We start from the raw sequence: 21,559 nt of genomic DNA, 5'->3' as shown, positions 1-21,559 counted from the left end.
GCTGAATGTCCATCGCATCCGCAATCAATACGACGAAATCGATCCTGAGCAACACCGCGACCCAGACGGCCACGGTGTCGACCAACACGTCCAATACGAACACTGAGGATTACAATCGTCGTACTGCGGTCACGACGACGAACCCCTATTCCGGTGCGACTACGGTCAAGCTGGAGCGTACCGAGGACGCGGCCCTTCTGAAGCAGACATTGTCGGCAATTGCAGACGATGCAGGTCAGCAGGCTTTGTTGAAGGGTCTCGTATCGCTCGATGCGGCGATGGGCGGAAGCGAATCTTCGGCGACGCCTTCGCAATATCTGGCGGCTCTTGTCGAGTCGCTTGATACTTATGCTACGTCACCGAGCGACGTAACATTGGCAGCGGCCGCAGTAGCGGCGGCTGGCGATCTTGCCAACTCCCTTAATCAGCAGACATCAGCCGTTCAGGGGCTTCGCGTCCAGGCGGATTCGGAGATTTCGACGACCGTTGATAAGTTGAACCAACTCTTGAAGGATTTCGAGAAGGTCAACGACAAGGTCAAGGAAAAGATCTCGAGGGGCGAGGATGCCAACGATGCACTCGACACCCGCGAAGGCCTTGTAAAGCAGATATCCGAGATCGTCGGCGTCACGAGCACCGTCCGTGATGGCAACGACATGGTGCTTTATACCAGCGGCGGCATCACCCTGTTCGAGACGGTGCCACGCGAGGTAACCTTCGATGCCAGTGCGGTTTTGTCTGCGGACGGACCGCCAGGCAACGCCGTCTATATCGATGGTGTCTCGCTTGCTCCGGGCAAGGGCAGTAGCACCAGCGCCAGCGGCTCGCTTCAGGCGCTGCTGCAGTTGCGCGACGAAGTCTACCCGACCTATCAGGATCAGTTGGACGAGATTGCCCGCGTTACGATGTCGGTCTTTGCCGAGTTGGACGGTGCAGGTGATGAAATCGCCGGCCTCTTCACCACCAAGGACGGATCGACTATCGATTTCAATAACCCGGATATCGTCTCCGGTCTGGCGGGGCTGATCACGGTCGATAGTGACGCGCAAGCCGATCCGACTAAGTTGAGGGACGGCAATATTTCCGGCGTAAAGCAGAATACCGAGAATGCCGCAGGCTTTTCGAAGCTCCTTTACGGCTATCTCGCAGGATTCGAAGAGACCGTCGATTTCGACGGCGATGCCGGAACCACAACCCGTGCCACGCTTCTGGCTTATTCGACCGATTCCGTCGGCTGGGTTCAGGAATATCGAAGCAACGCCAGCTCGGCTGCAGAAAGCACCTCTGCCATGCAGATGCGGGCGAAGGAAGCCTATGCCAATGCCACAGGCGTCAACCTCGACGAGGAGCTTATTCTCCTGTTGGACATCGAGCAGTCCTACAAGGCGGCCACGAAGCTGCTTTCGACGATTGACGAAATGCTCAGCTCACTAATGCAGGCGGCTAGCTAGTCATGAAAACAACGTCTATCTCATCTCTCGCCATTAGTCAGTCTATGCAATCGACCGTCTCCACTGCGATGACGGAGATTACAAAGCTGCAGGATGAGGCGGTTACCGGTACCTATTCCGATGTCGGGCTGGAACTTGGAACCCGTACCTCGACAAGCCTGGATTATTCGCGTGAAAGCAGCCGCCTCCAGTCGGTCATCGATGCGAACTCCTTCGCCGAGACGAGAATGGAAGGGTCGCAGCTTGCGCTGACCAACATCTCGGATGCAGGGCAGACACTGCTGGATGCCTTGACGGCGCTCAGTGGCAATTCCGATGTAAACAGCCTCAAGGTTTCCGCCGACAGCGCAATGTCGGTGCTGGAGAATTTCGTCAGCTACGCGAACACTGCAGTTAACGGCGAATACCTCTTTTCCGGCATATCGACGGATGTGCAGACTTTCGACGATGATTTCATCGCCAACGTGACGGATGACTTCAATACGGCGTTCACCAACTTCAGAACGGCAAACGGCATCGCCTCGGCCGGTGATGTGACCGCCGGCCAGATGACCCAGTTTCTGTCCGATTATGAGACATCTTTCAACTGGGCGTCCTGGACCAACGCGTCTGACACCGTAATGACGACGCGCATAAGTTCTTCGGAAACCGTAGCGACATCAACCAGCGCCAATTCCGAAGGTTTCAAGAACCTTGTCCTCGCTTCTGTGGTAGCGTCGCAGCTATCGAACGCCGGCCTCGGAAGCGGAGCCTTGTCCGTGGTTAGCCAGAAGGCAACGCAATATGCCGGCACCGCAATCTCCGGCGTGACTGCTCAGCAGTCAGCACTTGGTTTGTCGCAAGAGCGTATCGACAAAGCGAACACTTATATGAGCAACCAGATCAAGATCATCGATACGCAGCTGACGGGCTTGGTGGGTGTGGATACGGAGGAGGCCTCTGTGCGGTTGTCGACACTGCTGAACCAGGTTGAAACCTCTTACTCGATCACATCTCGAATCCTGGGCATGAGCCTCGCTGATTATCTCTAGTCATCGGCATGTATGTCCGATGCCCGCTCTACCATGAAGGGTAATTGAATGTTTCAGTTTTCATACGCGGAGATCATGGAGGATGATCTCACTGTCGCCCGCGAACGAGAACGCCAGATCCTGACAAGATCGATCGAACTTTTGGAAGTGGCCAAGCAGAGCGCCAAATACGACAAGGATTCGATCGAAGCTGTCTACTACACGAGACGGGTATGGATCAGGTTGATCGAGGATCTGCGGAGCGCCGACAATCAGCTTAGTGTGGAAGTCAGAGCCAATCTAATATCGATCGCAATATGGATACTGAAGGAGTTGGAAAACATTCGCCGACGAACGTCTACCAACTACCAGGGTATCATCGACATAACCATCATCATTCGGGATGGACTTAAATGAAAAGTACGCTACGCCTTTCGCTGAAATCCGGGGAAAAGATCTTCGTCAACGGTGCCGTCCTGCGGGTGGACCGGAAGGTTTCGATCGAATTCCTCAACGACGTGACGTTCTTGCTGGAAAACCATGTTCTTCAGCCCGAGCAGACCACGACGCCACTTCGGCAGCTTTACTTCATCGCCCAGATGATGCTGATCAACCCGGAAGGCAAAGAGCACTCCATGGCGCTCTTCCGCAAGTCGATTACCATGCTGGTGGCCTGCTTCCAGAACGAGGAAGTTCGTGCTGAATTGAAGCGGATCGACACCATGGTATCCTCGGGTCGTCCCTTTGACGCACTGAAGGCCATCCGTGCCCTTTATCCTGTCGAGGAAGCCATTCTCAACAAGAACGAGATCACGCCCGCAGCCGTTATGGAACTGCGAAAGGAAATTGCGCTATGGTGACCGTTACTTCCGCAACGTCGACGACATCGACGGCGTCCACCTCGACATCTGCCTCGGCCACGGCTTCGGCCGCGGCATCGCTGGATTACAACAGCTTTCTCAAGCTGCTGATCACGCAGATGCAGAACCAGGATCCGACCGATCCCATGGATGCGACCGAGCAGGTTTCCCAGCTCGCGACATTCTCGCAGGTTGAGCAGACGATCAAGACGAACTCCAATCTGGAGAGCCTGATCAGCCAGTCCAACCTGTCGAACGCGTCGAACTATATCGGCAAGACGATCACCAGCGCAGATGGCAAGACCACAGGCGTTGTCGCTTCGGTCGAAGTGACGTCCGATGGTCTCACGGCCAAGACGACGGATGGCAAGGAAATCAGCATTGGAGAGGGCATAACGATCTCCACCGCGAAAACCACGACGACAACCGAAACTTCCGCTTAAACTAAGCGCACGAATCCCTTAGAGCTGGGACGGTCGATTTGCGACGACCGTGCGGCCGTCCAGGCGCCTATGAAGGGTAGAATGTCATGAATGAGGCCGATGCGCTCGACATTATGCGCAACGCCATCTGGACGATCCTGGTCGCTGCAGGACCGGCTGTTCTTGCAGGCATGATTGTAGGCGTGACCATCGCCCTGATCCAGGCCTTGACTCAGGTGCAGGAAATGACGCTCACCTTCGTGCCCAAGATCGTTGCCGTCATGGTCGTTATCGGCCTTTCGGCGTCTTTTATGGGCGCACAGATTGCCTTGTTTGCGGATCTGGTTTTCTCACGCGTACAAAGCGGTTTTTGAAGCCTGCAGGCTTGCACCTTATCTGTCTTCCTTTTTTCGACGGTCATCTTAACGTCTTGTCTGTGGCGCTGCATCGCGCCCGTGAGGTTCGCAATTCGGACCGGGTTTGCTGTGGCTGCATCGTGCCGGCACGTTGGGCTGAAAAGTGGATACTCAATCATATTTCTCTGTGGCTGTAGCAATACTTCAGCTTCGCACAAGTCGGCCCCCCTACAGCTTCTGATATGACCAGCATGAAAAGCTGGTTGCAGCTCGCCATTCCAGGGAGGAGGGGGCGGCGAGAATTTGTTTCCTCGCATTGTTCGCCATACCGCGGAAGCCATTCCCGGGTTTGTTTTAGGCATTTGATCCAGCGTCAAGGCTCCACACATGACTACGACCATTTCCTCGCTCAGCGTTACCCAGATCAGGTCGCTTTCGACGGCGGCAGTTGCGGCGTGGACGACGGAGGACGTGGCGTCGCTGTCCACGGCCCAGATCAAGGCCCTATCTTCTGAACAGATTTCGGCGATGGATACGGAAGACATCGAAACGATGGATTCCCGTCAGTTGAGCGCCATCGCGACAAACGCGATCGTTGGCCTGACGATGGATCAGCTTGCGGTGCTCAGCAAGGTCGCTATCGAAAGCTTGAGCACAGGACAGGTTGCAGCGCTCACCACGGCGCAGCTGCTGGCGCTGTCTACGGATCAGGCCGAAGCACTGACGTCGTCGCAAGTCGGTTCATTGACGTCGGCACAGCTTGCGGCCTTGACGCCGGCCGATCTCGCGACCTTCTCGACGGCCGACATGGCAGCCATCAATCCGGCCGCGATCGGAGGCCTTACAACCAAAGTCATGGCGTCGTTGTCAACGGCGCAGGTTGCTGCGCTTTCCACCGGCTCGATCTCCAGACTGACGACCGACCAGATCGTGGCCTTGTCTACAGGACAGGTTGCGGCTTTGACGACTGCACAGGTCGGGGCTCTCAAGTCCCAGCAGGTCGCGGTTCTTGGAACCAACGATATCGCCGCGCTGTCGACCGAAAGCGTCGCAGCACTCAGCAACGGCGCGGCTCCCGGCCTGTCGTCGGCCCAGATCTCGGCCCTCTCATCGGCGCAGCTCGCCGCCGCCAACACGGCGCTCATTGCAAGCCTGACATCGACGCAGATCTCGGCACTGTCTACGGCTCAGGTCGCGGCCTTGACGTCAGCTCAGATTGGCGCGTTGAAAGTGCTGCAGGTTGCGGCGCTTAGCACAGCGATGGTCGGTGCTCTCACAACGATGCAGATCGCCTCCCTCAGCACCGGAAGCGTTTCCAGTCTGAGCACTGACCAGATCAATGCGCTGTCGGCGACACAGATTGCAGCATTGACGACGGCGCAGATGTCGGCGTTCAAGGCAACGCAGATCGTTGCCTTTTCGACGGGTGACATGGCAGGCCTGACGACAGCGCAGATTGCGGCCTTAGGCACGAAGTCCATTCTCGGTTTGACGGCGGATCAGGTTGCGGCACTATCCACCAGCCAGGTTCAGGCACTGACTTCGACCCAGATCAGGGTCCTGTCATCGGATCAGGTGTCGGCTCTCGGTGCGGATGATATTGCAACCTTCTCTACCGATGAAATGGCGGCACTCAGCAACAAGGCTGTGGCCGGCCTCTCGACCGCAGTCATGGCATCGCTGGCGCCCGCTCAGGTCGCATCGCTAAGCACCAGCGCCGTGGCCGCTTTGTCTACGGATCAGTTTGACGCATTGAACACCGCCCAGATCGCGGCCCTGACGAACCTGCAGGTTGCCGTGCTGACATCGGCCCAGCTTGCCGTGTTGAATTCGGCAGACTTTGCGGCCTTCTCGACCGCCAATATTGCAGCTCTTACCAGCCGCAGCATTTCGGGTCTCAGCACCAGCGTCATGGCATCCTTGTCGACCGCACAGGTAGCGGCCTTGAGCGCGGCCGCGGTAGGAAAGCTTTCGTCTGATCAGATGGAAGTTCTTTCGGTAGCGCAGGCCGAAGCACTTACTTCCGCGCAGGTAAAAGTACTGACGTCTGCTCAGCTGGCGATGCTGACGCCGCAGCAGCTTGCAACATTCTCGACCGGTGACATGGCAGCGATCTCGAGCGCTGCAATTTCCGGTTTGAAGGCAGACGTTATCGCGTCGCTCTCCACCGCTCAGATCGCTGCACTGACCGCAAGCTCTGTCGGTGGACTGACGACCGAACAGCTCGACAGCCTGTCGCTGGCACAGATTAAGGCGATGAGCACTGACCAGATTGGCGCGCTCAGGACCTCGCAGATCGCCGCGATTGGATCGGAAGGCGTGGCGGCTTTGTCCACTGCACAGATTGCAGCCTTGTCCGCCGCTGCGGTGTCTCGTCTGACTGTCGCCCAAGTCGCCGCCTTGAGTTCAAGCCAGGCCGAAGCCCTCACCACGGCACAGGTTAAGGCGCTTACTTCCGCCCAGGTTGCCGCGCTGGATCCCGAGGATCTGGCCACCTTCTCGACTGCGGAGATAGCCGCGCTCACCACGGGTACAATTCCAGGGTTGAGTACCGCGACCTTGCAGGCGTTGTCGACTGCACAGATTGCCGCCCTCACGACCGTTGCCGTCGCCAAAATGACGACCGAGCAGATGGCCGCCTTGAGCGGCATTCAGCTTGCGGCATTGACCACCGCTCAAGTGGGAGCCTTGTCCTCCTCGCAGCTCGGGGCGATCGACACGGAAAGCCTGCTTGGTTTGTCTGCCAAGTCCTTCGCGGCAATTACCTCTGCGGCTATGGCAGGTCTTTCGACCGATACGGTCGCAGCCTTGTCCACGGCCCAGATCGCCGCGCTGAGCACATCGGCAGTCGCCGCCATGTCGACAGCCCAGGTCGCAGTCCTGTCCAGCGGTCAGGCATCGGCTTTGACCACCACACAGGTCAAAGCGCTGACTTCAAAGCAGATCGGGGCATTGCCGACCGAAACGCTGGTATCGCTTTCCAGCGGTCAGATCGCATCGTTGAACACGGCTGCGTTTGCCGCTCTCTCGACCGATCAGATCGCTTCTCTGACGTCGCTTCAGCTTGCAGCTCTTTCCACGGCCCAAGTCGCGGCTCTGACTTCGCTCCAGGTCGGCGCACTTTCGTCGGAGGCTATCGCGGCCTTCTCTGCAGCCCGGCTTTCCGTGCTTAACTCAGGTGCCGTCGCCGCCTTGTCCACGGACGTGATCGCGGCCCTTTCCACGGCACAGGTCGCCGCTCTCAGCACCGCGGGTATCGCCAGCCTTACGACAGACCAGATCGCTGCTCTGTCGACGGCGCAAGTGGATGCGTTGTCGACGCTGCAGATAGGCGTTCTGAAGTCATCACAGCTCGCAGCATTGAGCACTGCAGACCTCGCGACCTTCTCGAAAGCCGATATCGCGGCGATCGGTGCGAAGGCGATAGCGGGCCTGAGCAGTAGCGCGCTTGCTTCATTGACGAGCGATCAGCTCGGTGCGCTCGGTGTAACGGCGATCGCCAATCTGACGAGCGACCAGATCGAAGCGCTCAGCTCGGCCCAGATCGACGCCCTGTCGACCAAGCAGGTCGCCGCCCTGACCTCGGCACAGGTGGCGGCGTTGAGTGCGACCGCAATCGGGCATTTCAGCTCCGCGCAGATTTCGGCGCTGAGCACGGCCGGCATGAAAGGCTTGAGCGAAGATCACATCGCAGCCCTGACGGCCGCACAAATCTCGGCTCTGTCGACTCTCCAGATGTCGACGCTGAGTTCGATGCAGATCGCGGCTTTCGGCACGGATGATATTGCCTCACTTTCCACGGCGCAGGTCGCGGCACTGAGCACGGCTGGCATTACTGGTTTGTCGACAAGACAGGTCGCAGCCTTGTCGACGGCGCAGGTCGATGCCCTGACCGCCACTCAGATTGCTGTATTGAGCATCGACCAGATCGAGGTTCTTGATCCGGCCGATATCGCGACCTTCTCGACGAAAGAGATGGCCGCAATCAGCTCAGCCGCCATTTCGGGGTTGTCGACATCGGCCTTGGCTTCCTTGTCTACCGCCCAGATCGCGGCGCTCAGTGCCAGCGGCATTACCGGTTTGACTACCGGGCAAATCTCGGCTCTGCTCTCGAGCCAGGTCTCGTCACTGACGACGAAACAGATTGCGTCGCTGAGCGCCACCCAGGCGGCCGCCCTTGGCACGGATGACATCGCAGCCATGTCCACTGCCCAGGTCTCGTCTTTCAGCACGGCGGGTATTTCCGGCCTGACGACGAAACAGGTTGCAGCGCTTTCAACTGCGCAGGCGGGAGCCTTGACCAGCGTTCAGGTTGCGGCATTGAGTTCCGCCCAGGTCGCGGTTATCGGAACGGAAAACATCAAGAGTTTCTCCACGTCTGATGTTTCAGCCATTCATACGGATGCGATTTCCAGCCTGACGACGGCTGTCATCGCAACGCTTTCTACGGGCCAGATTGCATCCTTGACCACCAGCGCGATCGCGTCGCTGACGACGAAGCAGGTTGCAGCGCTCAGCACGGGGCAGATCGCCGCCCTATCGAGCAAGCAGGTCGGCGCTCTGACGTCACAACAGATAGCGGCTCTTGGTGCGGACGATCTCGAGGCACTCTCCAGCTCGGCCCTCTCGGCAATCAGCTCCGCTGCGATAGGAGGCCTGTCTACCGATACGCTGGCATCGCTGTCGAACGAAATGATTGCCGGCCTCGGCACCTCGGCGATCGCTGGTCTCACCACCAGACAGATTGCGACACTGAGTACCGACCAGATCGGCGCGCTGACGACGCGCCAGATGGGAGCTTTGAACTCTTACCAAGCGGCAGCGCTGTCGAGCGACGACCTTGCAGCTTTGACGACCGGCCAGATCGCGGCCTTGAGCACCGCAGGTATTTCGGGGCTTTCCTCGGGTCAGATAGAGGCGCTGACGACTGCCCAGACAGAAGCGCTGACCGCCACGCAAGTGGCCTCAATGACCTCCAAACAGGTCGCGGCACTTGGCGCCGATGATCTTGCATTGTTTGCGACCAGGGAAATCGCTGCCCTGAGTTCCAGCGCCGTTGCCGGATTGTCCTCCGCGACACTTGCATCTCTCTCCAATGATCTCGTTGCCGCCTTCAGCACGGCTGCAATTACCAGTCTGTCGACGAGCCAGATGGCTGCATTTTCGACAACGCAGCTTGCGGCGATGACGAGCAGTCAGGTCAGTGCACTGAATTCGAAACAGCTTGAAGCGCTGGGGACGAGCTATATCGCCTCCCTCTCGACGGAGGAGATTGCGGCTCTCAGCACGGCAGTCATTGCCGGCCTTTCGACTGCGCAGATCGCCACGCTTTCGACCGCGCAGGCCGAAGCGCTGACGAGTTCACAGATTGCTGTCCTGAATTCCAACCAGATCGCCGCGCTTGGCAGTGACGACCTGGCCCTTTTCACGACCCGGGAGATTGCTTCGCTAAGCGCGAGCGCGATTGCCGGCCTCTCGACAGACGTCCTTGCATCCCTATCGACTGACAGGATCGAGGCGCTCAGCTTTTCGAATATTGCAGCGCTTTCCACCGCCCAGGTGGCAGCTCTCGGCAGCAAACAGTTGGAGGCCCTCACAACCGCTCAGATCGGCCATCTGTCATCGAGGCAGATCGGCGCGCTCGGTGCGGCAGGCATATCGGTGCTCTCCACCGGTCAGATCGCCGCCATGGCAACGGCTGGACTGGCCGGCCTGACCTCGGCCCAGGTGAATGCGATGTCGACCAGCCAGGTCGAGGCACTGACGAGCACGCAAGTTGCGGTTCTGACCTCGGCGCAGGTCGCGGCCCTCGGCACCGACGATCTGGCAGTCTTCTCGACAAAGGAACTTGCGGTTCTCGGCTCAAGCGCCATTGCCGGCCTGTCCACCGCTGTGCTTGCAGCACTCTCGACCGAGCAGATCGCGTCGCTGAGCTCTGCCGCAATCGGTCAGCTTACCACCAGCCAGGTCGCGGCGTTGAGCACCGCGCAGATCGATGCCCTGACAACGGCCCAGTTCGGTGCCCTCGGTTCCAAGCAGATCGCGGTCCTCGGTACCGATGCAATCGCAGGCCTCTCGACCGATCAGATTGCAGCGTTTGGCACGGCCGGTATTGCGGGGCTGACGGCTGCCCAGATCGCGGCGCTTACCACCAGCCAGGTCGAAGCCCTGACGTCGACGCAGATCGGCGCACTTAATTCGGCCCAGGTGGCGGCTTTCGGCACCGACGACCTTGAAGTCTTCTCGACTGCCGATATTGCTGCCCTGAGTTCCAGCGGCGTGGCGGGATTGACGACCACTGTTCTTGCTGCGCTCTCGACTGAACAGATCGCGCATCTGAGCGCTGCGGGCATTGCCGGTCTCACCAGCAGCCAGATTACCGCGCTTACGACGGTTCAGGCGGAAGCGTTGACGACGACTCAGATCGCAGCGCTCAACTCCAGGCAGATATCCGCACTCGGCCTTGACGATCTTGCGACCTTCACGACCGACGAGATTGCAGCCATCAGTTCTATGGCCATCTCGGGTCTGTCGACCAGCACCGTTGCCGCGCTGACGACGGAGCAGATCGCGGCCCTCGGAACGGCAGCTATCGCTGGTCTCACAACCGGCCAGATCGCCGCACTGAGCCTGAACCAGCTCGAGACCCTATCAACGGCTCAGATCGGCGTTCTCTCGTCGAGCCAGGTGGCCGTGCTGACAACTGTCGAAATCGCGGCTCTGACAACGGCGCAGATCGCGGCACTCAGCACATCCGGCATCGCAGGTCTGACGAGCGGACAGGCCAGTGCATTGACACTGGACCAGATTTCCGCGCTGTCGACGACGCAGATCGCGGCGCTGACATCGACAGCCATATCGGGACTGACCGCGGAGGATCTGGAATCCTTCTCGACCGAAAAGCTTGCCGCAATCTCGTCCACAGCGATTGCCGGCCTATCGACGAGCTTCATCGCGGCTCTTTCAACGCAGGAGCTCGCGGCGCTCGGGACCGCCGGTATCTCCGGTCTGACCAGCGCCCAGGTCGATGCATTGACGGCAGAACATCTCGACTCGCTGTCGACGGCGCAGATTGCGGCCTTCAGCTCGGCAGGCCTTTCCGGCCTCACCACCGAGGACATGGCCGCATTCTCGACTGCGGATCTCGCAGCCATTGGCACCGCCGCAATCAAGGGCCTGTCCACCGCGATCATCGCATCGTTGACGACGGAGCAGATCGGCGCACTCTCTGCCAGCCAGGTCGGTGGTCTGAACTACAATCAGATCGTCGCTCTCTCCACCGCCCAGGTCGCAGAGCTGACTACAGCCCAAATCGGCGCGCTCAACGCGCTGCAGGCAGCAGCGCTGGGTACTGACGATATCGCTGTCTTCACGACGGGCGAGATTGCCGCGCTGAACACCGGGGCGATCTCCGGTCTGACCTCGTCGGTCATTTCGTCGCTCACCACGGCGCAGGCAGAAGCCCTGACCCCGACCCAGGTCAACTCCCTGACCTCGTCGCAGCTCGCCGCCCTGTCCAATGATGGATTGGCCACGTTCTCGACCGAGGATATTGCCGCCTTCAACAGCGCCGCTCTCCCCGGCCTGTCGACGGAAAGCATCGTGGCCATGTCGAGCGCACAGCGTGACACGCTGATCGAGACCCATATGGCAGCGCTGAGCCCTGCTCAGGTCTCCGCGATCATCTCGCTTTATCTGGCGGCATAAGTACGCTGCCGGGAGCATCGATCTAAACAAAAACCACCGCTCATTGAGAGCGGTGGTTTGTTTCTTTCTATCGGTCTGCTCTGGCCCAGAGACGGTTGTCAGCCTCTATCGGCGACTGGTCGTCCCAATCGGCAAGCCTTTCGCGATAATGTCGCCGATAGTCGCTATCGTCACAGTATTCGACATGGGCCTGAACGAGATCCGCGCCGATCTCGTAATAGATTTCCATGTTGCGCAGGTCCGGCACCGGCGTCTCGCCGCGTTCGCACTCCCCCTGCATTTCCCAGAAGATCTCTTCCAGTCTGCGGGCGAGGCCGGGAATGTCGCGAAGCACGCTGCTTTCGCGTCGTGCCGCAAGCTGGTCCCGGATTGCCTTCAGGCTGGCCGGGTTCTTCGCATAGCCGATTGCCTTCGCCACATAATCTTCCGGATCGCTGCACAGCAGTTCCGGCACGCCCGCGGCATGGACGATACTGTGGCAGAAACGGGCGGCAAAGCTGCGGCCCGGGAAAGTCAGCACCGGCAGACCCATCGTCAGGGCATCGGCCCCGGTGGAGTGGGCGCCATAAGGGAACGTATCGAGGAACAGGTCGGCAGCAGCGATACGCGCCAGATGCTGCGCATTCGGCGCCTTCGGTGCAAATATGATCCGGTCGCTGTTGATCCCGGCCTTCTCCGCACTTTCACGCAGCCGCTGGTCCACCTTGTCGCCGCCGGTCAAAAGCCAGAGCACGCTGTCTGGAGCTTCTCGCAGGATTTGCATCCAGTGGCCGAACGTGGTTTCGGTGATCTTCTGCATGCCGTTGAAGCAGGCGAAGACGAACTTGTCCTTCGGCAGCCCGGCATCCGCGCGTGTCGGTTTGTCCGCGATGGCACGCTTCCGGTCGATCGGCTGGTTGCAGGCGATGCGGAAGACCTTTTCGGAATAATAGATCTCGTTATCCGCCGGAACGATATGCTCGTCGGCGATCATATATTGATGGAACGGGCTGCCCATCGAGCCTGGATAACCGCAGAAATTGACGATCACCGGTGCCGGACGATAGGCGAATATCTTTGTCCGCGCATGTTTGGTGTAACCGTTGACGTCGACGAGGATGTCGATCTCGTCGTCGCCGATCAGCTTGGCAGCCTCTGCATCGCTCATCGTCGCGATATCACGCCAGCAATCAACAACCGCCTTCATCCGCGTCTGGGTTTCGTCCCGCAGCACCGGATCGCCGCAATAATAGGCGTAGATCTCGACGCTTTCCTTGTCGTGCAGTTCGAGCACTTCCCGGAGCGCGAAGCCGACGGCATGGTCGCGCAGGTCGGAGGAAACGTAACCGATCCGCAACCGCTCACCCGTTCCGGTCTTCTGCTTCGGGATGCGGCGCTGCAACTCCTTCGTCTCGACGCGCCCGACCAGCGACCTGTTGTAGCGGTAGGCCTTGGCAAGCTGGAACATCGGATCGTCCGAATAGCAGGCAAGCGTCAGTGGCGACATGGCATCAATCATCTGCCGCTGCGTGGCATGGGTCGATGGTGTCAGCACCGGCCATTTGCATTGGCGCTGCCGAAGCGCGCTCCAGTGCTGTCCGGCCTCCGGCTTGTCGGGGCGCAGTTCGATCGCCTGCCACAGTGCAGTTTCGGCTTCCTCCAGAAGACCGGCATTTTCCATCACGCGGCCGATATGCTGCAGCGTCATCAGCCGGTGGCTGACCCGGTCGGCGGTACTTTCGGCGGTGAGCGCGGTATAAGCCTGCCACTGCTGGATGGCCTGAACGGCAAGACCACCGTCTTCAAGCGCGCGACCGAGATTGATATGGGCAGCACCAAAAGCTGGATCGAGCTTCAGGCAGGCGCGCAATGCGTTGATCGTCCCGGCAAGGTCGTTCAATTGCCTGAGCGTGACCGAATAATTGAAATAGACGAGATGCAGGAATGGATTGCCATCGTTGAAGGCGATCCAGGCCTTGTATATTTCCGCCGCCTCTGCCTTCTGCCCGGCAGCACTTCGACTTTCCGCAACGGTGAAGAGATCGGTGAAGGCGAGCCGCTGGGTGCGCGCAAGTTCCAGAATTTCGGCGAGCGGGGCGTTGGGAGATAAGCTCATCTTGTCGACCTTGGCATCCATAAAGTTCTGCAATTTATGATGTAGGCAATATCGTCGCCGGCCTTGCCTGGACATGCGCCGGCATCATGCCGACCCCTGAGGTCTTATCGCGTTGCATCAACCATCGGCAAGGCTGCGCAAATATGTGTCCCCATCGGATTCACAGAAGTCTGGCCGCTGCGCTAACCTGATACCTGGGTGATGCCGCATAATCACGCAACGGTTGCATTTTAGCCTTTTACTTAAATGTCGCTTGAGGACACGCTGTTACACGATCGGACAGGTGACGCTGTCTGATCGAGTCGGTAATGAGCAAAAGCATGAATTCTTCAACTGGTCCTGTATCCCGCACATTTTGCGGTCTGCCGGTATCGGCCCTGGATTGGAATGCGGCTCTCGCCCATGCGGAAGAGCTTGCTCTGGCAAAGGGGCATCCCAAAACTATCGCCTTCCTCGACGATGCACAGCTCCTGGGCGCGCTGTTAGGGTTTTCTCGCGGCAAGATATTGAAGCGACATATGTTTCTGCCGGTCGGTGGGGCCTTTCAGCACATTCTGATGAAGTTTTTCCATCGTAGACCGGCGTTCGACGCCAGGTTTTCTCCCGACAGCTTTATTCCTGCTCTGCTTACCTATTTTGCAGAACCATGCCGTGTCGGCCTCATCGGCGATGACAAGAGCCGCACGGAGCTGCTTTGCACACATTTTGCCCGTCATACCCCGTGGCACGATTTCGTCGCCATCCCGTCTGACGCGAACCTGTCGGGCCGGTTGGATCTGGTGATCGTCGATGCGACAGACCCGCATGTATATGAGCATATTGTGGGTGGTTTGCGTGGCGCCGATATCGGGCTCGTCGTGTTGGCGGGCAGGGGGCTTCGCCGGTTCTCTAAAACGCCTCCCGTTTCCTCTGGCCTTCAATCTTCAGTTTCCAAGCCGTCTTTCGCCTGACGGTTAACCTTTTGTTTGCCACGAAAATTTAGACTGCCTTAATCAATGCGGGCAATGGCGGCTCCGCTGCGCGCAGAGGTGGTGAGCAATGTATGCCGATGCAAAGGACAGGCAAGCGCCCGATGGGACGCCGTCGATCTTTCGCCGGCTCCATTCAGCTTTCCTGACATTTAGTCCGGCGCTGGCAATGACAGCGGCTTTCGGCATCACCATACCTTTCGTCGCCATGCAGCTCCAAGGCGTCCAATTTAAAGCCGAGACGCAGGTAGCAGTCACCACCCAGCGCGGCGAAGCGATCCATTCCGCCATCGAAGAGCTGGGTTCCAAGACGGTGCTGGACAATGTCATTCGCGCCCTCAACCTTGCAAGCGTAGAGGAAAACCGCCCCAGCATAGCCCGTGTTGTCTCCGAAGTTGTTTCGGGTGAGGTGACGACGGTTTCGCAGGTGGAGGAAGTCGCCCGCCAGAAATTACGCGATGCAATGTCCGTTTCTTACGACGCTGCCGGCGCCAGAATAGTGCTCGGTGCCAAGGCAGATGATCCCCATACAGCCGCTGTTATCGCCAATCAGCTGGCAAGCGAACTCCGGCGCTCGCTTGTTGCTAATATTGGTGAAACGCCAAGTCCGCAGGTGGATGCGATGCGCAAGGCGGCCGCCAGGGCCGAATCCGCGCTCACAGGTTTTGTCGGCAAGCTGGATGAAGGCACGCGCGCAAAACTGCAGTCGTTGCAGGACGAGCATCGCAAGCTTGAGACCGATATCTCCGATACCGAACGGCATCTTGCGGAAGTGGCTGAAAAGCAGCAGATGGCGTCGTCGATGAAGCTCGCCGATGTGCTTGCCAAGCCGCTTCCCGACAGCCTGGAATTTACGGGCCTTGAATACGAACGGCAGCGTTATGTGCAGGCGGAGCTTGCCGTCCAGCAGCTCGCGGTCAATCTTGGTCCGCTTCATCCACGGCTGGTGGCGGCTCAAGGCGCTCTCGACGGTGCCAAACGGGATATCGGCAGCGCATTGCGCCAGCTTGTGGCCTCGCTCAAGGATGATCTTGCTACAACGACGAAGGCCCTTGCCGAGCTTAAGGATCGCAAGGCGGCTCTCGATGCGGACAGGCCGTTGAACGACACGGCCGCACAGCTTTCATCGCTTCATGCTTCAGCCGAAGAGGCCCGCCATAACCTCGATAAGATCGAAGCGGCATCCAATTCATCCAGGCCCGTGGCCGTTTCGCTCCCGCCTGTTCTGCGCGCTGCATCGCCCGCTTCAGCGGAGCGTCTCGGTCCCGACCTGATCAGGCTTTCAGGTCTTGGGGCGCTCCTCGGGCTTCTTGCCGGTCTCCTGTTATCGGCGCTGCGTTATCGGCGTCAGTCGCAGCTTGCGACCGAATTCGAAGATATGCCCGTTCAACTGGACTTGCTCGAGCACGATCTGCAGGCGGAGCCTGCCGCGGCGCACGCCATTGATGAAAGCGCATTGCTTTATGAAAATGGCCATAATGAGCGCCTTCCCGATGACGATCCGGTCGAGGAACGGCTGGCTGCAAACGATACCGCTTTTGGCGATCGGGTGCGTTCCTTGCTCATCGAAAACCGGATGACTTTGCAAGAGACGGATTTGCCGCCGCATGTTGCAGCCCTGGTCGATGAGTCCCGGACACGTCGCGGCGAGGAGAGCTGGCAGCGTTGGGATGACGCCGTTGACTATGATCAGGAAGAGTTGCTCACGTTGCAGCGCGAACTCGCCGAGCTTCGCGAACTGGTGGCCGAACACGCTGCCCGTCAGCTGAAGGCGACGGGCTGATCCAGTGTCACCCGGCATAAACTCCTTGCATTTGCCTGATCTGGACAGCATAGGGCGTGCACGGGCAATCGGCCCTCCGCCGATCCCCTAATTTGACGCTGAGAAGCGAGGAGTTCACCGTGGCATTTGTGATCGATGGCAAGGAAGCAGCCGCTTCCGTGATTTCCGCCGTAACCGAAGCATCCGTATCGCTGGAAGGCAAAACCGGTATCAAGCCGGGCCTCGCGGTCGTCATCGTCGGCGAAGATCCGGCAAGCCACGCCTATGTCAATTCCAAGGGCAAGATGGCCAAGCAATGCGGCTTCAACTCCATCCAGCACACGCTGCCGGAAGAGACGACGCAGGAAGAACTGCAGGCGCTGGTCGACACGCTCAACGCCGATCCGGCAGTTCACGGCATTCTCGTCCAGCTGCCGCTGCCGAAACATTTCGACAGCGATGCCATCATCCAGTCCATCCTGCCGGAAAAGGACGTCGATGGCCTGAACATCGCCAATGCCGGCAAGATTGCCACGGGCGACCTCGATACCGGCCTCATCTCCTGCACTCCGGCCGGCTCGATGCTGCTCGTCAAGCGCGTCCATGGTGAAGACCTTTCGGGTCTCAATGCCGTCGTCATCGGCCGTTCCAACCTGTTCGGCAAGCCGATGGGCCTGCTTCTTCTCGCGGCCAATGCCACCGTCACCATGGCGCATTCGCGCACCAGGGATCTCGCTTCCGTCTGCCGCAATGCCGATATTCTTGTCGCAGCCGTCGGGCGGGCCGAAATGGTCAAGCGCGACTGGGTCAAGCCGGGCGCAACCGTTATCGATGTCGGCATCAACCGCGTGCCGGCTCCCGAAAAGGGTGAGGGCAAGACCAAGCTCGTCGGCGACGTCGCTTTTGCCGAAGCCTCGGAGGTTGCTGCCTCGATTACGCCCGTTCCGGGCGGCGTCGGGCCGATGACGATTGCCATGCTGATGGCCAACACGGTCATCGCCGCACACCGCGCCTGCAGCCTACCCGTGCCGAAGTTCTAAAATTTGCACATTTGTCGCGCCGTGGTTGCGCGATAGCCCCTTGATTCCTCAGCGGGAGCGTTAAATCATCACTCCGGTTGCCACGTCGTCGCATGTGGCAATCTTTCAGGTCGACTTAAACGATTTTGAGAGGGAGGAGGATTTGATGAGGACTTCTGTTTGGATCGGCACCGCTGTGGTGGCCTTGATCGCAGGCATGGCACATGCGCAGGAACTGAAGTTTCCGCCGGGTCAGGATGCCAAGTTCAACTGGAAGAGCTATGAGGATTTCAAGGCGGCGCATGCCGACCTCAAGGGCCAGAGCCTGACCCTTTTCGGTCCGTGGCGCGGCGAGGACGAGGTGCTGTTCAACAGCGTGCTTGCCTATTTCAACGCTGCCACCGGCATCAACGGTAAATACTCCTCCTCCGAAAACTACGAGCAGCAGATCGTCATCGATACCCAGGCAGGGTCACCGCCCAACATCGCCATCATCCCGCAGCCGGGCCTTCTGGCCGATCTTTCCACCAAGGGTTTTCTCACCTCGCTTGGCCAGGAAAACGCCGACTGGGTCAAGACCAATTACGGCTCCGGCGAAGACTGGGTTCGCTACGGCACCTACAAGGGCAAGGATGGCAAGGAAGGTTACTTCGGCTTCCCCTTCAAGGCCGACCTCAAGTCCATGGTCTGGTACGTACCGGAAAATTTTGAGGAAGCCGGGTATGAAATCCCCAAGACCATGGAGGATCTGATCGCGTTGACCGACCAGATCGTCGAGGATGGCGGGGTGCCATGGTGCATCGGTCTCGGTTCCGGCGGTGCGACTGGCTGGCCGGCGACAGACTGGGTCGAGGACATGATGCTGCGCACCCAGACGCCGGAAACCTATGACAAGTGGGTATCGAACGAAGTGAAGTTCGACGATCCGGCTGTGGTAGGCGCGATCGAGGAATTCGGCAAGTTCGCCAAGAACGAGAAATATGTCGCCGGCGGCGTGGCAGCGGTTGCCTCGACCGACTTCCGCGACAGCCCCAACGGCCTCTTCGACATTCCGCCGAAATGCTACCTGCATCACCAGGCATCCTTCGTCCCGTCCTTCTTCCCGCCGGACAAGGAACTCGGTGTCGATGCCGATTTCTTCTACATGCCGACCTATGCCTCCAAGCCTGAACTTGGCACGCCGGTTTTGGGCGCCGGCACATTCTTCGCCGTCACCAAGGCTAGTCCTGCCGCCAAGGCCTTTATCGAATTCCTGAAAACGCCGATCGCCCATGAAGTGTGGATGGCGCAGGCCTCGTTCCTGACGCCATATAAGGGCGTCAATCTCGATGCTTATGCCAACGAAGTCCTCAAGAAACAGGGCGAGTTACTGACAAAGGCAACCACCTTCCGCTTCGACGCCTCCGACCAGATGCCCGGCAAGATCGGCGCAGGCGCCTTCTGGACCGGCATGATCGACTATGTCGGCGGCAAGGATGCAAAGACGGCCGCAGGTGAAATCCAGAAAGCCTGGGACGGGTTGAAGTAGAAACTTCTTCTCTCGATTATGTCGGCGGCCCCTCATCCGCCTGCCGGCACCTTCTCCCCGCATGCGGGGAGAAGGAAGCAAGGCGCAACGTCTCGATAATCTCGGCCTTTGCGCAGGGCACGTTCTAGGGTGAGGGGCCAAGCAGACGAATGTCTGCGCTTAAGCCACAGATTGGGAGGGGCAGCATGGCATCGCAGATCGTATCGGCCTTCGGCGCGGTAATCGCCGGCGTGTTTGCCTGTGCGCTCTATTACTGGCTATCCGACAAGCTGCTGCAGATCATCCTGCCGGTGCGCTCGGGTGACGTGCAGAGGATCTCGGCCAATCTGAAGACCCACGCGGCGATCCGGCCCTGGCTGTTCCTCGGTCCCGCGCTGCTCTTGATGATCGTCTACCTCGTCTATCCCGTCATCGCGACCTTCATCCTGTCTTTCTATGACAGGTCAGGCGGCAATTTTGTCGGGCTGGCCAATTACTGGTGGGCGGCGACCGACGCACAGTTCCGCCAGTCGATCTTCAACAACATCCTCTGGCTTGCCGTCGTGCCTGCCGCCTGCACCTTCTTTGGCCTGGTCATCGCGGTGCTCACCGACCGCATATGGTGGGGCAATATCGCAAAAAGCCTGATCTTCATGCCGATGGCGATCTCCTTCGTCGGTGCTTCCGTGATCTGGAAATTCATCTACGAATATCGCGGCGCAGACGGCACCCAGATCGGCCTCCTCAACGCCATCGTGCAGTTCTTTGGCGGCGATCCGCAGGTCTGGATCGCCATACCGATCTGGAACAACTTTTTCCTCATGGCGATCCTGATCTGGATCCAGACCGGTTTCGCCATGGTCATCCTGTCAGCCGCACTCCGTGGCATCCCCGAAGAGACGATCGAAGCAGCGGTCATCGACGGCGCCAATGGCTGGCAGATTTTCTGGAAGATCATGGTGCCGCAGATCTGGGGCACCATCGCGGTCGTCTGGACGACGATCACCATCCTCGTCCTGAAGGTTTTCGACATCGTGTTGACCATGACCAACGGCCAGTGGAACACGATGGTGCTGGCGAACCTGATGTTCGACTGGATGTTCCGCGGCGGTGGTGACAGCGGTCGAAGCGCCGTCATCGCGCTCGTCATCATGGCGGCTGTCACACCGATCATGATCTGGAACATCCGCCAGGCCAGCGAAGACCGGGGAGGGCACTGACATGAACGCAGCGATAAATCTCCGCCGTATCGGCTTGCCTCGCCTGATCGTTCACTTCTCCGTTCTGGTCATCTGCATCCTCTGGCTCATCCCGACGATCGGCATTCTCGTGACGTCCTTGCGAGAGCCGGGCCAGATCGCCTCATCCGGCTGGTGGACGGCCTTCAGCGGAGCAGCCGAAACCAGTGCGGCCCGACTCGGCGAGCCTTCGACCGCAAGACAGGACGGCCCCAACTACGTGATTTCCGGTTCGGTCTTCGATGGCGCCGATACCGGCCCGAAAGGCAGCGTCCGCGCCTTCGGCACCAAAGTCGCCGCTCCGACTGAATTTACAGCCGGTGAAGCTGCTGATCTTGGCGACGGCGAGACGCTGACCGTCAATGAGGACGGCACTTATGTCTATTCCAAGAACGCGCCCTTCACGGACAAGCGCGGCAAGCGTGTCTATCTTTCCGTCGCGCAGCCGCCGTCCTTCACGCTCGATAATTACCGCACGGTTCTGACCTCTCAAGGCATCGGTCAGGCCTTCATCAATTCGTTGACCGTCGCCATCCCGGCAACGATCATCCCCATCCTGATATCGGCTTTTGCGGCCTACGCGCTGTCATGGATGCAGTTCCCCGGCCGCGCGATCATCATCGCCGTCGTTGTCGGCCTGATCGTCGTGCCGCTGCAGATGTCGCTTATCCCGCTGCTGAAGATGTATAACGAGATCGGTGCCTTCTTCGGCATTGCGTCGCGCAGCTATGTTGGCATCTGGTTGGCGCATGCCGCCTTCGGCATGCCGCTCGCCATCTATCTCCTGCGCAATTACATCGCCGGTCTGCCGAAGGAAGTGATCGAATCCGCCCGTGTCGATGGCGCCAGCGACTTCGAGATCTTCGTCCGCATCGTGCTGCCTTTGTCTTTCCCGGCACTGGCTTCTTTCTCCATCTTCCAGTTCCTCTGGACCTGGAACGACCTTCTCGTTGCCATGGTTTTCCTCGGCACCGGCAAGGACCAGCTGGTGCTGACAGGCGCACTCAATGCGCTGCTCGGTTCCATGGGTGGAAAGTGGGAAATCCTCACCGCTTCCGCCTTCATCACCATTATCGTCCCGATTATCGTCTTTTTTGCACTGCAGCGTTATCTCGTTCGCGGCCTGCTGGCAGGCTCCGTCAAGGGCGGCTGAGGCCGCGGACG

General features: G+C 59.1%; 14 protein-coding genes. 13 read left to right on the top strand and 1 reads right to left on the bottom strand.

Features of this window, described 5'->3' with window-relative positions; all coding sequences use genetic code 11:
* Window positions 1–5 precede the first annotated feature (5 nt).
* The 7 genes from flgK (at window position 6) to GGE33_RS11635 (ending at window position 11,806) form a co-directional block, all read left to right on the top strand.
* A complete protein-coding gene (gene flgK, locus GGE33_RS11665) occupies window positions 6–1,451 on the top strand; it encodes a flagellar hook-associated protein FlgK (protein WP_183823289.1) in 1,446 nt (481 codons plus the stop codon).
* Window positions 1,452–1,453: 2 nt separating this feature from the next.
* Window positions 1,454–2,482 (top strand): flagellar hook-associated family protein, encoded by a 1,029-nt coding sequence (locus tag GGE33_RS11660; protein ID WP_183823287.1) that lies wholly within the window; start codon window positions 1,454–1,456, stop codon window positions 2,480–2,482.
* A 48-nt stretch (window positions 2,483–2,530) separates the two neighbouring features.
* Window positions 2,531–2,878, top strand: a complete 348-nt coding sequence (flaF, locus tag GGE33_RS11655; RefSeq protein ID WP_148148138.1) for a flagellar biosynthesis regulator FlaF — start codon at window positions 2,531–2,533, stop codon at window positions 2,876–2,878.
* On the top strand, window positions 2,875–3,321 hold the full coding sequence (gene flbT, locus GGE33_RS11650) for a flagellar biosynthesis repressor FlbT (protein ID WP_148148137.1): 447 nt from the start codon (window positions 2,875–2,877) through the stop codon (window positions 3,319–3,321). The genes flaF and flbT overlap by 4 nt, the downstream gene beginning before the upstream one ends.
* Entirely contained in the window at window positions 3,315–3,764 is a 450-nt protein-coding gene (gene flgD / locus GGE33_RS11645; RefSeq protein WP_183823285.1) for a flagellar hook assembly protein FlgD, read from the top strand. Before flbT ends, flgD begins: the two co-directional genes overlap by 7 nt.
* Before the next feature lie 86 nt (window positions 3,765–3,850).
* Window positions 3,851–4,117, top strand: coding sequence for a flagellar biosynthesis protein FliQ (gene fliQ / locus GGE33_RS11640; protein ID WP_148148136.1), 267 nt, complete (start codon window positions 3,851–3,853; stop codon window positions 4,115–4,117).
* A 369-nt stretch (window positions 4,118–4,486) separates the two neighbouring features.
* The gene (locus tag GGE33_RS11635; RefSeq protein ID WP_183823283.1) at window positions 4,487–11,806 is read left to right on the top strand and encodes a beta strand repeat-containing protein; all 7,320 of its coding nucleotides are present in this window, start codon (window positions 4,487–4,489) and stop codon (window positions 11,804–11,806) included.
* A 67-nt stretch (window positions 11,807–11,873) separates the two neighbouring features.
* On the opposite strand, the gene GGE33_RS11630 is transcribed toward GGE33_RS11635, so the two are convergent.
* Entirely contained in the window at window positions 11,874–13,922 is a 2,049-nt protein-coding gene (locus GGE33_RS11630) for an O-linked N-acetylglucosamine transferase, SPINDLY family protein (protein WP_183823281.1), read from the bottom strand.
* A gap of 287 nt (window positions 13,923–14,209) precedes the next feature.
* Here GGE33_RS11630 and GGE33_RS11625 point away from each other — a divergent pair, with 287 nt between their 5' ends.
* From GGE33_RS11625 to GGE33_RS11600, 6 genes are all read left to right on the top strand, one after another.
* Complete coding sequence (locus GGE33_RS11625; RefSeq protein WP_183823279.1) at window positions 14,210–14,851, top strand: hypothetical protein; 642 nt, start codon at window positions 14,210–14,212, stop codon at window positions 14,849–14,851.
* Between the two features lie 88 nt (window positions 14,852–14,939).
* A complete protein-coding gene (locus tag GGE33_RS11620; RefSeq protein ID WP_183823277.1) occupies window positions 14,940–16,652 on the top strand; it encodes a GumC domain-containing protein in 1,713 nt (570 codons plus the stop codon).
* A 119-nt stretch (window positions 16,653–16,771) separates the two neighbouring features.
* Entirely contained in the window at window positions 16,772–17,671 is a 900-nt protein-coding gene (folD, locus tag GGE33_RS11615; protein WP_183823275.1) for a bifunctional methylenetetrahydrofolate dehydrogenase/methenyltetrahydrofolate cyclohydrolase FolD, read from the top strand.
* A gap of 145 nt (window positions 17,672–17,816) precedes the next feature.
* A complete protein-coding gene (locus tag GGE33_RS11610) occupies window positions 17,817–19,178 on the top strand; it encodes an ABC transporter substrate-binding protein (protein ID WP_183823272.1) in 1,362 nt (453 codons plus the stop codon).
* Between the two features lie 185 nt (window positions 19,179–19,363).
* Window positions 19,364–20,377 (top strand): carbohydrate ABC transporter permease, encoded by a 1,014-nt coding sequence (locus GGE33_RS11605; RefSeq protein WP_183823270.1) that lies wholly within the window; start codon window positions 19,364–19,366, stop codon window positions 20,375–20,377.
* A 1-nt stretch (window position 20,378) separates the two neighbouring features.
* Window positions 20,379–21,548 carry a carbohydrate ABC transporter permease gene (locus GGE33_RS11600; RefSeq protein WP_183823268.1) on the top strand — a complete coding sequence of 390 codons (1,170 nt, stop codon included), beginning with the start codon at window positions 20,379–20,381 and terminating at the stop codon, window positions 21,546–21,548.
* The last annotated feature ends 11 nt before the right edge of the window (window positions 21,549–21,559 follow it).

It is taken from the genome of Aliirhizobium cellulosilyticum, assembly GCF_014198105.1.
Taxonomy (GTDB): domain Bacteria; phylum Pseudomonadota; class Alphaproteobacteria; order Rhizobiales; family Rhizobiaceae; genus Neorhizobium; species Neorhizobium cellulosilyticum.
The sequence above is the reverse complement of the archived record's forward strand: the minus strand, read 5'-3'. Positions and strand labels throughout refer to the sequence as shown.

What these genes read in the sequence shown, in the direction of transcription:
- GGE33_RS11620 (WP_183823277.1), top strand. Translation starts at nt 14,940, where the DNA reads ATGTATGCCGATGCAAAGGACAGGCAAGCGCCCGATGGGACGCCGTCG.
- GGE33_RS11630 (WP_183823281.1), bottom strand. Translation starts at nt 13,922, where the DNA reads ATGGATGCCAAGGTCGACAAGATGAGCTTATCTCCCAACGCCCCGCTC.
- GGE33_RS11635 (WP_183823283.1), top strand. Translation starts at nt 4,487, where the DNA reads ATGACTACGACCATTTCCTCGCTCAGCGTTACCCAGATCAGGTCGCTT.
- GGE33_RS11600 (WP_183823268.1), top strand. Translation starts at nt 20,379, where the DNA reads ATGAACGCAGCGATAAATCTCCGCCGTATCGGCTTGCCTCGCCTGATC.
- GGE33_RS11625 (WP_183823279.1), top strand. Translation starts at nt 14,210, where the DNA reads ATGAGCAAAAGCATGAATTCTTCAACTGGTCCTGTATCCCGCACATTT.
- GGE33_RS11660 (WP_183823287.1), top strand. Translation starts at nt 1,454, where the DNA reads ATGAAAACAACGTCTATCTCATCTCTCGCCATTAGTCAGTCTATGCAA.
- flgK (WP_183823289.1), top strand. Translation starts at nt 6, where the DNA reads ATGTCCATCGCATCCGCAATCAATACGACGAAATCGATCCTGAGCAAC.
- flaF (WP_148148138.1), top strand. Translation starts at nt 2,531, where the DNA reads ATGTTTCAGTTTTCATACGCGGAGATCATGGAGGATGATCTCACTGTC.
- GGE33_RS11610 (WP_183823272.1), top strand. Translation starts at nt 17,817, where the DNA reads ATGAGGACTTCTGTTTGGATCGGCACCGCTGTGGTGGCCTTGATCGCA.
- fliQ (WP_148148136.1), top strand. Translation starts at nt 3,851, where the DNA reads ATGAATGAGGCCGATGCGCTCGACATTATGCGCAACGCCATCTGGACG.
- flgD (WP_183823285.1), top strand. Translation starts at nt 3,315, where the DNA reads ATGGTGACCGTTACTTCCGCAACGTCGACGACATCGACGGCGTCCACC.
- flbT (WP_148148137.1), top strand. Translation starts at nt 2,875, where the DNA reads ATGAAAAGTACGCTACGCCTTTCGCTGAAATCCGGGGAAAAGATCTTC.
- GGE33_RS11605 (WP_183823270.1), top strand. Translation starts at nt 19,364, where the DNA reads ATGGCATCGCAGATCGTATCGGCCTTCGGCGCGGTAATCGCCGGCGTG.